11 protein-coding genes are annotated in these 14,046 nt (G+C 72.7%); 5 read left to right on the top strand and 6 right to left on the bottom strand.

The annotated features are described in order from the left end of the window. Positions 1-43: 43 nt before the first annotated feature. On the bottom strand, positions 44-2,197 hold the full coding sequence (locus ACIBCA_RS05890) for a prolyl oligopeptidase family serine peptidase (protein ID WP_396281578.1): 2,154 nt from the start codon (positions 2,195-2,197) through the stop codon (positions 44-46). Between the two features lie 308 nt (positions 2,198-2,505). Here ACIBCA_RS05890 and ACIBCA_RS05885 point away from each other — a divergent pair, with 308 nt between their 5' ends. The 5 genes from ACIBCA_RS05885 (at position 2,506) to ACIBCA_RS05865 (ending at position 8,602) form a co-directional block, all read left to right on the top strand. Beyond that, positions 2,506-2,700, top strand: coding sequence for a DUF2304 family protein (locus ACIBCA_RS05885; RefSeq protein WP_031070925.1), 195 nt, complete (start codon positions 2,506-2,508; stop codon positions 2,698-2,700). Between the two features lie 31 nt (positions 2,701-2,731). Then, the gene (gene mshB, locus ACIBCA_RS05880; RefSeq protein ID WP_396281577.1) at positions 2,732-3,664 is read left to right on the top strand and encodes an N-acetyl-1-D-myo-inositol-2-amino-2-deoxy-alpha-D-glucopyranoside deacetylase; all 933 of its coding nucleotides are present in this window, start codon (positions 2,732-2,734) and stop codon (positions 3,662-3,664) included. After that, complete coding sequence (locus tag ACIBCA_RS05875; protein WP_396281576.1) at positions 3,661-4,221, top strand: DUF6113 family protein; 561 nt, start codon at positions 3,661-3,663, stop codon at positions 4,219-4,221. Before mshB ends, ACIBCA_RS05875 begins: the two co-directional genes overlap by 4 nt. 263 nt (positions 4,222-4,484) lie before the next feature. Next, complete coding sequence (locus ACIBCA_RS05870; RefSeq protein WP_396281575.1) at positions 4,485-6,740, top strand: peptidoglycan binding domain-containing protein; 2,256 nt, start codon at positions 4,485-4,487, stop codon at positions 6,738-6,740. Between the two features lie 134 nt (positions 6,741-6,874). Next, positions 6,875-8,602, top strand: coding sequence for an ABC transporter family substrate-binding protein (locus ACIBCA_RS05865; RefSeq protein WP_396281574.1), 1,728 nt, complete (start codon positions 6,875-6,877; stop codon positions 8,600-8,602). Between the two features lie 59 nt (positions 8,603-8,661). Here the strand turns inward: ACIBCA_RS05865 and ACIBCA_RS05860 are convergent, their stop codons facing one another. The 5 genes from ACIBCA_RS05860 to ACIBCA_RS05840 all read right to left on the bottom strand — a co-directional run bounded on the left by ACIBCA_RS05860 (position 8,662) and on the right by ACIBCA_RS05840 (position 13,984). Further along, positions 8,662-9,732, bottom strand: coding sequence for an ABC transporter ATP-binding protein (locus ACIBCA_RS05860; protein ID WP_396281573.1), 1,071 nt, complete (start codon positions 9,730-9,732; stop codon positions 8,662-8,664). Between the two features lie 171 nt (positions 9,733-9,903). Beyond that, the gene (locus ACIBCA_RS05855; RefSeq protein WP_396281572.1) at positions 9,904-11,004 is read right to left on the bottom strand and encodes an ABC transporter ATP-binding protein; all 1,101 of its coding nucleotides are present in this window, start codon (positions 11,002-11,004) and stop codon (positions 9,904-9,906) included. Beyond that, positions 10,994-12,049, bottom strand: a complete 1,056-nt coding sequence (locus tag ACIBCA_RS05850; protein WP_396281571.1) for an ABC transporter ATP-binding protein — start codon at positions 12,047-12,049, stop codon at positions 10,994-10,996. The genes ACIBCA_RS05855 and ACIBCA_RS05850 overlap by 11 nt, the downstream gene beginning before the upstream one ends. A 17-nt stretch (positions 12,050-12,066) precedes the next feature. Further along, positions 12,067-13,065 (bottom strand): ABC transporter permease, encoded by a 999-nt coding sequence (locus ACIBCA_RS05845; protein WP_396281570.1) that lies wholly within the window; start codon positions 13,063-13,065, stop codon positions 12,067-12,069. Then, on the bottom strand, positions 13,058-13,984 hold the full coding sequence (locus ACIBCA_RS05840) for an ABC transporter permease (protein ID WP_396281569.1): 927 nt from the start codon (positions 13,982-13,984) through the stop codon (positions 13,058-13,060). The genes ACIBCA_RS05845 and ACIBCA_RS05840 overlap by 8 nt, the downstream gene beginning before the upstream one ends. Positions 13,985-14,046 lie beyond the last annotated feature (62 nt).

Here is a 14,046-nt window from a genome sequence, read left to right as displayed (position 1 = left end):
GCCGGTACCCCGGTCACGGGGTACCGGCCTCCGAACGCGCTGGTCAGATGCCCAGCGCGCGCTTCACGAAGTCGACCTGGAGCAGCAGCAGGTTCTCCGCGACCTCCTCCTGCGGCGTCATGTGCGTGACGCCGGACAGCGGCAGCACGGTGTGCGGGCGGCCCGCCGCGAGCAGCGCGGAGGACAGGCGCAGCGTGTGGGCGGCCACCACGTTGTCGTCGGCGAGGCCGTGGATGATCATCAGCGGGCGCTCCAGCCCGGCCGCGTAGCCGCTCAGCGAGTTGGCGGCGTAGACGTCCGGCCGCTCGTTCGGGTCGCCGAGGTAGCGCTCGGTGTAGTGGGTGTCGTACAGCTCCCAGTCCGTGACGGGCGCCCCGGCGACGGCCGCGTGGAAGACGTCGGGGCGGCGCAGCACGGCGAGCGCGGAGAGGTAGCCGCCGTAGGACCAGCCGCGGATGGCGACCCGGCCGAGGTCGAGCGGGAACTCCTCGGCGAGCGCCTTCAGCGCGTCGGCCTGGTCGTCCAGCGTGGCGCCGGCGAAGTCGAAGGCGATGGCCTTCTCCCAGGCCGGCCCGCGCCCGGGCGTGCCGCGCCCGTCCGCGACGACGACGGCGAAGCCCTGGTCGGCGAACCACTGCGAGTTGAGGTGCGGGTTGTGCGCCTGGACGACGCGCTGGCCGTGCGGGCCGCCGTACGGGTCCATGAGGACGGGCAGCAGCCCGTCGCGCTCGCGGTCGTAGCCGGTGGGCAGGAAGACGGCGCTGGGGATGCGGCGCTCCCCGGCGAAGCGGAAGACGGGGCGCGCGGTGAGGACCGGCTTCTCGGCGTGGGAGGCGATGACGGCCGCGTCGTCGACGACCACGCCCTCGGGCAGGTCGCGGGCGACCTGGACGAGGCTGCCGGGCAGGTCCGGCTCGGCGGTGGCCCGCACGGTGATCCCGCCCGCGTGCACGGCGCTGGTGACGGAGGTGAACGGGCGGCCGTTGGTGGACTCCCAGGCGAGGCGCTTGCCGTCGTGGCCGATCCGGCCGACGGCGATCCAGCCGGGCTCGGGGTCGGTCTCCTCGGCGCCGCCGGAGGCGGAGAAGAACACCTCCTCGGCCGTCACGGCGACGACGGACCGCACGTGCAGGTCGGCCCCGGTGACGGCCTGGTCGCCGACCACCAGCGCCCGAATGCCTCCCTCGTCGGAGATCCGGACCAGCTTCCCGTCCGGAGTCCAGGCCGGGGCGCCGTCGAAGACCTCCAGCCAGACCTCGTCCTTCTCCTCGTGCAGCACCTCGGTGGCGCCGGTGGCCACGTCGAGGCCCAGGATCCGCTGGGTGCGCTGGTCGCGGGACTGGACGAGCAGCAGCGGCACCCCGCCGGCGGACCAGTGGACCCGGGCGAGGTACGGGAACGCCGTACGGTCCCAGTCGACCTCGGTGCGCCCGCCGTCCAGGTCGAACACCCAGAGCCCGACCTCGGCGTTGGCGGTGCCCGCCGCCGGGTAGGCGACCTCGGCGGGCTCGCTCTGCGGGTTGGCCGGGTCGGCGATCCACCAGCGGCGCACCGGGGTGTCGTCGGCGCGCTCGACGAGCAGCCGGCGGCTGTCGGGGGACCACCAGAAGCCGCGGTCGCGGCTCATCTCCTCCTGGGCGATGAACTCGGCCTGCCCCCAGGTGACGTTCGGCCCGTCCGGCTCGGCGAGCGCCCGGTCGCCGCCGCCGTCGGTGCGGGTGATCCGCAGCTCGCCGGCGGTGTTGGCGTACGCGACGACGCTGCCGTCCGGCGCGGGGCGCGGGTCGACGAGCGGGCCGCGGGCGGGCAGTTCGGCGGTGGCGCCGGTGGTCAGGTCGGCGGTGAAGAGCCGGCCGGAGAGGGCGAAGGCGGCCAGGCGGCCGGCGGCGTCCAGGGCGTAGCCGACGATGCCGGCGGAGCCTTCGCGGCTGCGCTCGCGGCGGGCCTTCTCGGCGGGCGAGAGGTCCTCCTCGCCGCCGCCGAGCAGCACGGCCGGGTCGGCGGCGATCCGCTCCTCGCCGGTGGCGGTGTCGAGGCTCCACAGCAGGTTGGCCTTGTCGCCGCCGGACTTCGAGCGAAGGAAGGCGACCCGCGATCCGTCCGGTGCGACGGAGAACGACCGGGGCGCGCCGACGGTGTAGCGCAGGGTCCGCGCGTACTGCCGGGGGAAGGTGTCCGCAGGGGTGTGGGAGGTCATGGCACCAGACCCTACGACGCCGTACCCCCACCACCGCGGGCGTCCTGATCACTCGTTCGGAGCATCCTTCGCGAGTACGCCCCAAAGGGGCGCAAACACCCTCCGACCGGCCCATGCGCTCCGCGAGTGCCCCGACGCCCCGGCGCGCGCGGACTCACCGAATGTAATGCTCCCCTTACCCATCGGGTATGACTGGTCGAGCGAGTGATCGTCGGCCCGTCCCGCCGCCGGTCACCCGGCCCCGCGTTCCGTACGGTCCCACCGTCGCCCTCCCCGGGGCGGCGCACCCGAGAGGGGTACGAGCCGACATGGCCATGAACATCTCCGCCGTCGTGCTGATGCTGATCATCGTGGTGGTGCTGATCCGCCGCTCCGGCCTGAAGCTGGCGCACGCGATCGTCTGCGCGCTGCTCGGCTTCTACCTGGCGTCCAGCTCGATCGCCCCGTCCATCAGCCAGGTCACCAGCAACCTGGCCGGAATGATCAACGGCCTCAAGCTCTGACCCCTCACCCGTGGTCGTTAGGCTTCCTCCCATGACCGCGACTACCGGCCGCCGCCTGCTCCTGGTGCACGCACACCCCGACGACGAGTCGATCGGCAACGGCGCCACCATGGCCCGGTACGCCGCCGAGGGCGCGCAGGTCACGCTGGTGACCTGCACCCTCGGCGAGGGCGGCGAGGTGATCCCGCCGGAGCTGGCCCACCTGACGGCCGATCGGGACGACACCCTCGGCCCGTACCGGATCGGCGAGCTGACCGAGGCGATGCGCGTCCTCGGCGTCACCGACTTCCGCTTCCTCGGCGGGCCGGGCCGCTACCGCGACTCCGGGATGATGGGCGTACCCGACAACGACGTTCCCGGCTGCTTCTGGCGGGCCGGGGTCGACGAGGCGGCCGCCCACCTGGTCGCGGTGATCCGCGAGACGCGGCCGCAGGTGCTGGTCACGTACGACGGGAACGGCGGCTACGGCCACCCTGACCACATCCAGGCGCACCGGGTCGCGATGCGCGCCCACGAGCTGGCCGCGGACGCGGAGTTCCGCCCGGAGCTGGGCCCGGCCTGGCAGATCGCCAAGGTGTACTGGAACCGGCTGCCCCGCACGGTGGTCGAGGCCGCGCTCGCGAGGACGGCCGCCCGGGGGGCCTTCCCCGGTGTCGCCGCGATCGACGACCTCCCCGGGGTGGTGGACGACGCCCGGATCACCACCGCCGTCGACGGCTCCGCGTACGCCGGGAGCAAGGCCGCGGCGATGGCCGCGCACGCCACCCAGATCACCGTGGACGGCGACTCCTTCGCCCTCTCCAACGACCTCGGCCAGCCGCTGCTCACCACCGAGTACTACGAGTTGGCGCGCGGCCGGGCCGGATCGGCCCCGGAGGACGACCTGTTCGCGGGCCTGGACACCGGGGCGTCCAGCGGGGCCCCCGCCGAGGCCGAGGCCCAGACCGAGGGGAGCGCCCGATGAGCAGGCCCGCCGACAGGACTGTCAGGACCGGCAAGACTGGCAAGACCGGCAGGGCCGACAGGGTCCCCGGAGTCGGCGAGGCCGACAGGACCGGCAAGACCGACAAGGCCCGCCCCGCCCCGCAGCGCCGCTCGCTGACGGTCGCCGTACTCGGCACCCGCGAGCACCGCCTCGCCGAGGCCCAGCCGCCGCGCGCCGCCCGGATCGCGGTGTACGTGATGTTCTTCGCCCTCGGCGTCGCGGTGTCGGTGTGCGGAGCATTCGTGCAGGCATTGTGGCCACCGGTGGGGGTCCTGCTCGCCCTGGCCGCCACCGCCGCGACCTTCTACGCGGGCCTGCGGATCACCGGCACCCGGCTGGGCGCCGCGTGCCCGGCGGCCGGCTGGTTCCTGGCGATGCTGATGGTGATGGTCCCCCGACCGGAGGGCGACAACGTGCTCTGGTCCAACGCCACGTCCCTGGCCTGGCTGTTCGCGGGTTCGGTACTGGGCGTGATCTGCGCCACCCTGCCCACCCGCGCCAGCTGGTTCCCGGGGGTGCCGGGCCCGCCGCGCTGATCTGGAGCGGGGCCGCGTACGGTACCGCACGCGACGCGCAGTCAGGACCGTTCGGCCGTACTCTCATACGGGAGGATTCGGACGTATCAGGATCTGTCCGAAGCCGTTCGCCGCTCGGTTCTTCCCAGTATGGTGGTCCCGCAGAACGTCGTACCCGACCGCCGCCCGCCTGAGCGAACACCTGTGAGACCCACCCCAGGCCCGGCGACCACGAACCGCGGTCGCGCCGCACGGCCCGCCCGCGAACCCGGAGCAGAGCAGCATTGAGCAGCCGCGAATCTGACAACGCCAACCCGACGCCCCGGCGCACGGGTCCGGACGCCTACCCGTCGGGCACCCCGCCCTACGGCACCCCGTTCGACGGCGACCGGTCCGCGGCCGGTGCCGCCCAGGGCGCCGCGTCGGGCGGCGAGGACGACGGTCCCAAGAACGAGACCACGCTGACGACCCGGGTGCGGATCAACATCCCCGGCTCGCGCCCGATCCCGCCGGTCGTCGTCCGCAGCACCGTCAAGAACGAGGACGCCCCGGCCGAGGAGGCCCCGGCCGCCGAGCCCGGCGGCCCCCGCCACCGCTCCGCGACCGCCTCGCCCGTCATCGGCGTGATGGAGGGCGAGACCGGCCGCGCGGCCACGCCGCCGAACCTGCCGCCGGAGTGGCAGATCCCGCCGATCCCGCCCGCGACCTCCGAGGCCGAGTCGACCGGCGCCTGGTTCCGGCCGCGGCAGAAGAAGGCCCAGCCCGGCGAGCCCGTGCCGGCCGCCGCCCCGGCCGCCCCCGGCGCGCCGCAGGCCCAGGCCGCGCCCGCCGCCGAGGCGCGCCCCCAGGCTTCCCCGGCCGCCGGCCACCGCCCCTCCCCCGGTGGTACGGGCCAGGCCCGGCCGGGCGGCCGTCCGGTGCCCGCCCAGGCCAAGGCCCCCCACCCGGCCCCGCGTCAGGCCGGCGCCCCCGCCGCGCCGTACGGCTCCGAGGCCCCGGTCGAGGACGGCGTCTACCGCTCCGACCCGTTCGCCGCCGGCGCCCCCGCGCGCGGACCCCGCCCCGGCCGCCCCCAGCCCGAACAGGGCCACCAGGGCGCCCAGGGCCGCCCGCAGGGCCCCACGGCCGGTGCGCCGGACCCGGAGGACACCTCCGTCGACGGCTTCGAGCCGATCCGCGACGGCGCCCGCGCGCCCGGCTCGATACCCGGCCGGAACGGCGCCCCCCGCCCGGCCGAGGGCCGCCAGCAGCCGGGCCTGTTCGCCTCGGCTCCGACCGGCACCGACCCCTTCGGCACCCAGCGCACCGGCCAGCCCGGCCAGCCCGGCCAGGACGCGTTCGCCCCCCAGGCCCCCGCCCCCGGCTCGCTGTTCCCCAACCCGCCGGGCGCCGCCGGCCGTCCGCACTCGAACGGCCCCGACCCGGAGGCCACCGAGGCCCTCCCGCTGCCCGTACCCCCGGCCGGCCCGGGCGCCCCGAACGGCCCGACCCCGCCCCCCGCGGCAGCCGCGCCCTCCCCGGTGCCCGCCCCCGCGGCCCCCAAGTCCGAGGCTCCCGCCAAGGGCGACAAGGGCAAGAAGAAGGGCGGCGGCGGCAAGAAGGTCGTCAAGCTCGGCGTCTACGCCCTCAGCGCCGTGCTGTTCCTCGGCGCCGCCGCGTACGGCACCGGCCTGATGCTCAACCAGTCGGACGTCCCCAAGGGCACCGTCGTGCTCGGCACCGACATCGGCGGCAACAGCCGCGACCAGGCGATCCACGCGCTGGACGAGTCGATCGGCAAGACCGGCGCCCTGCCGCTCAAGCTCAAGATCGGCGACCAGAGCGTGGACCTCGACCCGACCGCGGCCGGTCTGGGCTTCGACACCACGGCCACCGTGGACGGCCTCGCCCAGCACAGCTACAACCCGGTCGACGTCATCAAGTCGATCAAGGGCGGCAACAAGGCCGTCTCCCCCCAGGTGAAGGTCGACCGCGCCAAGCTCAAGGCCGCGCTGGACTCGCTGGCCGCCGGCTCCGGCCAGGGCCTGCAGGAGGGCTACGTCAAGTTCTCCGACACCGGCGACCCGGTCGTGGTGCCCGGCAAGGCGGGCCAGTCCGTCGACCCGGCCAACGCCCTGGACGCCGTCGAGCAGGCGTACCGCGACCGCGCCGCCGGCAAGCCCGAGCAGCCCGTCGCGCTCGCCCTGACGGCCGCCCAGCCCAAGGTCTCCACCCAGGCCCTCCAGGCCGCCGCGGACGGCCTCGGCAAGCAGGTGACCAGCGGGAAGATCCACCTCGTCGCCGGCGCCAAGTCCTGGGACTTCGGCCCCAAGACCGCCGCCAAGGTCCTCACCCTCGTGCCGGACGCCTCCGGCAGGATCGTGCCCAAGTGGGACCTGGACGCGCTGAACGGCCAGCTGGGCGGCGTGTTCGACAAGGTGAAGGTCAAGAAGAACGGCCAGAGCGCGGCGATCACCCCGCAGGACGTCGCGGACGCCGTCGGCTCGCTGTTCGACAAGACCGGCGACAAGGACCGCACCTTCAAGTTCACCGTCGCCTGACGAGCGCACCTCCGGTAGTTCGGGCCCGTCGTATCCGATCGGTTACGACGGGCCCCACTACTCGACAACTCCACCTCCTGGTCAGCAAGATGTGACGCCTCACCTTCCGTCACCACCACCCCGGGAGCACGCCGATGGCCCGCCGCCTCCAGCACCACCGGACGGCGCTGCTCGCCGGTCTGACCGCCGTCACGCTCTCCCTCACGCTCTGCTCCTGCGCCTCCGGCCAGGGCGACGGCAGCGGCGGGGGCGGGGACGCCGTGCCGGGCGCGGCCGCCGCGCCGAAGCTCACCTCGATCGACATCAACCCGCACGACCGCGCCCAGCTGCGCCGCGGCGGCACCCTGAACCTGGCGATCCCGCAGTTCTCCCACCAGTGGTCGCCGGTCCATACGGACGGCAGCGAGACCTCGACCATCAGCGTCACCAAGCCGCTGCTGCCGACCTTCTTCCGCTCGGACTCCGCCGGCACCCAGACCGCCAACCCGGCCTACCTCCTGGACGCGCGCGCCGAGGTCAAGGACGGCCGCCAGGTGGTCACCTGGACGCTCAACCCGAAGGCCCACTGGTCGGACGGCACCCCGATCACCTGGCGCGACATCGAGGCCAACTGGAAGGCGCTGAACGGCAAGGACCCGGCCTACAAGCCGTCCAGCAGCACCGGCTTCGAGCTGGTCTCCTCCGTGGCGCCCGGCAAGGACGACTTCCAGGCGGTGATGACCTTCGACCGCCCCTTCAACGAGTGGCAGTCGATGTTCAACGGCGCCGCCAACGCCCCGCTGATGCCGGCCTCCCTGCTCTCCACCCCCGAGCAGTTCAACTCCGCCTACCTGGACGCGATCCCGGTCACCGCCGGCCCGTTCAAGGTGGAGAAGCTCGACCGCACCACCCAGACCGTCAGCCTGGTCGCCGACCCCTCCTGGTGGGGCGACAAGCCGATGCTGGACCGGATCGTCTTCCACGTCATGCTGCCCGACGCCATGCCCGCCGCCTTCGCCCGCGGCGACATCGACCTCGTCAACATCGGCCCCGACGTGGCCGGTTACCAGACCGTCCGGAACACCAAGGGCGCCGCCGTCCGCCGCGCCGGCGGCCCGGACTTCCGCCAGTTCACCCTCAACACCCGCACCCCCGCGCTCTCCGACGCGACGGTGCGCCAGGCCGTCTTCCAGGCGATCAACCGGGACACCGTCATCCGCGCCGACCTCGGCGGACTGGACTGGCCCGCCGTCCCGCTCAACAACCACCTGCTGGTCGCCAACCAGAACGCCTACCGCGACAACTCCCTGGGCCTGGCCCGCTACGACCCCGCCGAGGCCGCCCGCAAGCTGGACGCGGCGGGCTGGAAGGTGGACGGCGACGTCCGGAGGAAGGACGGCCGCGAGCTGAACCTGCGCATGGTCATCCCGGCCGGCGTCACCCAGGCCCAGAACGAGGCCGCGAGCGCCACCAGGATGCTCAAGGACGTCGGCGTCAAGGTCACCACGGTGACGGCCCCCATCAACGAGTTCTTCGACAAGTACGTCAACCGCAACGACTTCGACATCGCGGCCTACTCCCTGATGGGCACCCCGTTCCCCGCCAGCGGCAGCCGCTCCAACTTCGCCCAGAACGGCGGCACCAACCACGTCGGCGCGGGCAGCCCGGCCGTCGACGCCGCCCTCGACCGGGCCGCCGCCGCGCCCGACGCGGCCTCCGCCTCCGAGGCGATCAACCAGGCCGACGCCGAGCTGTGGAAGGTGGCGGGCATCCTGCCGCTCTACCAGCGCCCGCAGCTGTACGGCGCCAAGCCCGAGCTCGCCAACATCGGCGCGCAGGGGCTGTCCGACATCGTCTGGGAGAACGTCGGCTTCACGAAGTAGCGGTCACCCAGGAGAGGTCACGGAGCAGGGGTCACGGCGTAGAGGTCACGAAGCAGAGGTCACGACGTAGAGGTCTCCGCCCCGCGCAGCGTCTCCCGCCAGTAGTGGCAGGCGCTGTGCCGGCCCGGCAGCTCGCGGCCGTCCTCGGCCACCACCGGCGCCAGCGCCGGCGCTTCGCTCAGGCAGCGGTCCTGGGCGCGCGGGCAGCGCGGGTGGAAGGCGCAGCCCTCCGGCAGCTTCAGCAGGCTCGGCGGCAGGCCCTTGATCGCGTGCAGGTTGCGGCCCTTCTGGTCCAGGCGCGGGATGGAGTCCAGCAGCCCCCGGGTGTACGGGTGCGCCGGGCGGGCGTACAGGTCGCGCACGGGCGCGGTCTCGACGATCCGCCCGGCGTACATCACCGCGATCTTGTCGGCGACGTCGGCCACCACGCCCAGGTCGTGGGTGATGAGGATCAGCCCCATCCGGAACTCGGACTGCAGCTCGGCCAGCAGGTCCATGACCTGGGCCTGCACGGTGACGTCCAGGGCAGTGGTCGGCTCGTCCGCGATGATCAGGTCGGGCTGGAGGCTGAGCGCCATGGCGATCATGATGCGCTGGCGCATGCCGCCGGAGAACTGGTGCGGGTAGTCGCCCACCCGCTGCCGGGCCGCCGGGATGCGGACGCGGTCCATCAGCGCGACGGCCTTGTCCCGGGCCTCCGACCTGGTCAGGCCCTGGTGCACCCGGAACATCTCGCCGAGCTGGTAGCCCACGCTGAGCACCGGGTTGAGGGCGGAGAGCGCGTCCTGGAAGATCATCGCGATCCGCTGGCCCCGGACGGAACGGCGGTCCCTGGAGGGCATCGTGAGCAGGTCCTGGCCCCGGAAGAGGATCCGCCCGGCGGTGATCCTGCCCGGCGGCATGTCCAGGATGCCCATGATCGCCTGCGCCGTCACCGACTTGCCCGAGCCGGACTCGCCGAGCACCGCCAGCGTCTCCCCGGCGGCGACCGAGTAGGTGACCCCGTTGACGGCCTTGGCCACGCCGTCCCGGGTGACGAACTCCACGTGCAGGTCCTCGACCTCCAGCAACGGCGTCCCGGGCACCAGTCGCTCCCGCCCACCGCCGACCACCTGCACCGCGTCGTCCATGACCCGCCCCCTTGTCCGCACGGCCCGACCGTCGCCGGGCGCAGAGCGACCAGCAGAGCAACTATCAGGGAGCGGGCCGCACTTGGCGAGCCCACGGTTGATTTCGGTTCCATCACGGCGAAGGGCGCGCCCCCGATCCGGGAACGCGCCCTCCTCGATTCAACGGCCGCCCTACTCGGCGGCGCTCTCCCCACCGTTCGTACGCTCCGCCGCGAAGTGGCAGGCCGAGTCGTGCGCCGCCCGCCCCTCCAGCCACGAGGGCACCGCCAGCAGCGGCACCTCCACCGCGCACCGGTCCTGCGCCTTCCAGCACCGCGTCCGGAACCGGCACCCCGAGGGCGGGTTGGCCGGCGAGGGCACGTCCCCGGTGAGTACGATCCGGTCCCGCGACTCCCGCGCGCCCGGGTCCGGCACCGGCACGGCGGAGAGCAGCGCCTGGGTGTAGGGGTGCGTCGCGTGGTCGTAGATCTCGGTGTCGCTGCCGATCTCGACCAGCTTCCCCAGGTACATCACGCCGACCCGGTCGGAGATGTGCCGCACGATCGAGAGGTCGTGCGCGATGAACATGTACGAGAGGTTGAACTCCCCCTGCAGCTGCTCCAGCAGGTTGATCACCTGCGCCTGCACCGACACGTCCAGGGCGGAGACCGGCTCGTCGCAGATGATGATCTCCGGCCGGAGCGCCAGCCCCCGGGCGATGCCGATGCGCTGGCGCTGCCCGCCGGAGAACTGGTGCGGGTACCGGTTGATGTACTCGGGGTTGAGCCCGACCACGTCCAGGAGGTCCTGGACGGCCTTGCGGCGGTCGCCCTTGGGCGCCACCTCGGGGTGGATCTCGAACGGCTCCCCGATGATGTCGCCGACCGTCATGCGCGGGTTGAGCGAGGTGTACGGGTCCTGGAACACCATCTGGATGTTGCGCCGGACGGCCTTCAGCGCGCTGCCGGTCAGCCGGGAGATCTCCTCCCCCTTGTAGCGGACGGACCCTCCGGTGGCCGGCTCCAGGTTCATCAGCACCTTGGCCAGCGTGGACTTCCCGCAGCCGGACTCGCCGACGATGCCCAGGGTCTCGCCCTGCATCAGGTCGAAGTCGACCCCGTCGACGGCCTTCACCGCCCCGACCTGCTTCCTGAACACCACGCCCTGGGTGAGCGGGAAGTGCTTGATCAGGCCGCGGACCTCGAGGATCGGCTCGCCCTTGGGCACCTCCTGGGCGAAGACGGCCTCCTCGGGCACCGTCGCGCCCAGCGCACTGGCCCCGTTAACGGTCATGGAGGGTCTCCTTCCAGAAGAAGCAGGCACTGCCGCGCCCCTCCAGCGGCGTCCCGTCGTCCTCGGCGACGGGGAACAGCTCCGGGATCTCCGCCCGGCAGCGGTCCTGGGCGCGCGGGCAGCGCGGGTTGAACGCGCAGCCCGGCGGGATCCGCAGCAGGTTGGGCGGCAGGCCCTTGATCGCGTAGAGCTCCTGGCCCTTCTGGTCCAGGCGCGGGATCGACTCCAGCAGGCCCCGGGTGTACGGGTGTGCCGGCCGCGCGTACAGCTCGTGCACGGGCGCGGTCTCGACGATCCGCCCGGCGTACATCACCGCGATCTTGTCGGCGACGTCGGCGACCACCCCCAGGTCGTGGGTGATCAGGATCAGCCCCATGTGGAACTCGGACTGCAGCTCCGCCAGGAGGTCCATGACCTGGGCCTGCACGGTGACGTCCAGGGCGGTGGTCGGCTCGTCCGCGATGATCAGGTCGGGTTCCAGCGCCAGGGCCATCGCGATCATGATGCGCTGGCGCATGCCGCCGGAGAACTGGTGCGGGTAGTCGTTCACCCGCTCCTTGGCCGCCGGGATGCGCACCCGGTCCATCAGCTCGACGGCCTTGGCCTTGGCCTCGGCCCGCGAGGCGCCCTGGTGCACCCGGAACATCTCGCCGAGCTGGAAGCCCACGCTGAGCACCGGGTTGAGCGCCGAGAGCGCGTCCTGGAAGATCATCGCGATCTTCCGGCCGCGGATCCTGCGCCGCTCCTCCTTGCCCATCGTCAGCATGTCCCGGCCGCGGAAGCGGATCTCCCCGCGCGGGATCCGGGCCGGCGGCATGTCCAGGATGCCCATGATCGCCTGCGCCGTCACCGACTTGCCCGAGCCCGACTCGCCGAGCACCGCCAGCGTCTCCCCCGCCCGGACGCTGTAGTTCACGCCGTTGACGGCCTTGGCCACGCCGTCCCGGGTGACGAACTCCACGTGCAGGTCCCTGACGTCGAGCAGGGGCCCGTCGTCCGGAGCCCCCCGCTCCCGCCCGGGGGTCTTGTCCACAGCTGTACTCACGAGGCGCTCCCCTTCGCTCAGCGAAGCTTCGGGTCGAGGGCGTCGCGCACGGCGTCGCCCAGCATGATGAAGGCCAGCACCGTGACGGACAGCGCCGCGGCCGGGAAGAACAGCACGTACGGGGCCGTGCGGATCACCTTCTGGGCGGAGGAGATGTCGATGCCCCAGGAGATGGTCGGGTCCTGCAGGCCGATGCCGAGGAAGCTCAGCGTCGCCTCCGTGGCGATGTAGCCGCCGAGGGCGATGGTGGCGACGACGATCACCGGGGCGATCGCGTTCGGCAGGATGTGCCGGAACATCAGCCGGCCCGTACCGGCACCGAGCGCCCGCCCGGCGACCACGTAGTCCGCCTGCTTGACGGTCAGCACCGCGCCGCGCATGACGCGGGCGATCTGCGTCCAGCCGAGCACGCCCAGGGCGACGACCACGCTCCACACCGTGCGGGTGGCGAAGGCGTTGAGCAGCACCAGGGCGCCGAGCAGCAGCGGGATGCCGAAGAAGATGTCGACGATCCGGGAGATCACCGCGTCGACGGCGCCGCCGAAGTACCCGGCGACCATGCCGGTCAGCCCGCCGAGCACGGTGACGGCGGCGGTGACGAAGATGCCGACGGTGATCGAGGCCCGGGCACCGTACACGACCCGGGCGAAGATCGAGCGGCCCTGGGCGTCGTAGCCGAACCAGCCGCCGCCGAAGACGTCCCCGTAGTCGGGCCGGCGCAGGTAGTCGTGCACCAGGTCGGCCTTGCGCGGGTCGGTGTCGGTGAACGCGTACGGGAAGATCGCCATGATGACCAGCAGCAGGATGAGCACCGCCGAGATCAGGAAGATCGGCCGCCGGCGCAGGTCCCGCCAGGCGTCGCCCCAGAGGCTCCTGGCCTCCTCGCGCTTCTCGGCGCTCCGCTCGACCAGGGTCTCCTGTTCGACGGCCATGCCCTGTTCGCCGGCGTAGTCGAGGTGGGAGACGCCGGGCTTGGGGTTCGGTTTGAGCGAGTCCTCGTCATGGATGTCAGGCATAGCGAATCCTCGGGTCCAGGACCGCGTAGATCAGATCGACGAGCAGGCTGGCGACCAGGTAGACGATCACCAGGACGGTCACGATGCCGACCACGGTCGGGCCCTCCTTCTGGTTGATGGCCCGGTACAGGACGTTGCCGACGCCCTGCACGTTGAAGATGCCCTCGGTCACGATCGCCCCGCCCATCAGCGCGCCGAGGTCGGTGCCGAGGAAGGTGACCACCGGGATCAGCGAGTTGCGCAGCAGGTGGCGCACGATGACGGTCCGCCGGGGCAGGCCCTTGGCCACCGCCGTGCGGATGTAGTCGGCCCGCAGGTTCTCGCCGATGGAGGTCCGGGTGAGCCGTGCCACGTACGCGAGTGAGAGCGAGCCCAGCACCACGGCGGGCAGCGCGAGTTGGGACAGGTCGCGGGAGTCCTGCACGGTCGGGGTGACCCAGCCCAGGTTCGTCGCGAAGATCGTCTGCGCGATGTACGCCAGTACGAAGACCGGCACCGAGATGACCACCAGGGTCAGGACCAGCACCAGGGTGTCCGCGATGCTGCCGCGCTTCAGCCCCGAGAGCACGCCGAGCGCGAGGCCCAGGACCATCTCGAAGACGAAGGCCATCAGCGCCAGCCGGATCGTCACCGGGAAGGCGTCCTTCATGATGTCCGCGACCGACCGCCCGGTGAAGCTGGTGCCGAAGTCCCCCTGGAAGAGGTTCCCCATGTAGTGCAGGTACTGCTTCCAGAGCGGCTGGTCGAGGAAGTACCGGTGCTTCAGGCTGGCGACCGTGGCCGGGTCGGCGGCCTTCTCGCCGAAGAGCGCCGCCACCGGGTCGCCCGGCAGCGAGTAGACCATCAGGAAGATCAGCAGCGTGGCGCCGAAGAACACCGGGATCATCTGCAGCACCCGCCGCAGCACGTAACTGCCCATCCGAGCCTCCTTCCTAGGGGCGGCCGGCCGGGCCGGTCGGCCGGGAGGGCCGGGCCCCGCCC

The sequence above is a fragment of the Kitasatospora sp. NPDC051170 genome (assembly GCF_044455705.1).
Taxonomy (GTDB): domain Bacteria; phylum Actinomycetota; class Actinomycetes; order Streptomycetales; family Streptomycetaceae; genus Kitasatospora.
The sequence above is the reverse complement of the archived record's forward strand: the minus strand, read 5'-3'. Positions and strand labels throughout refer to the sequence as shown.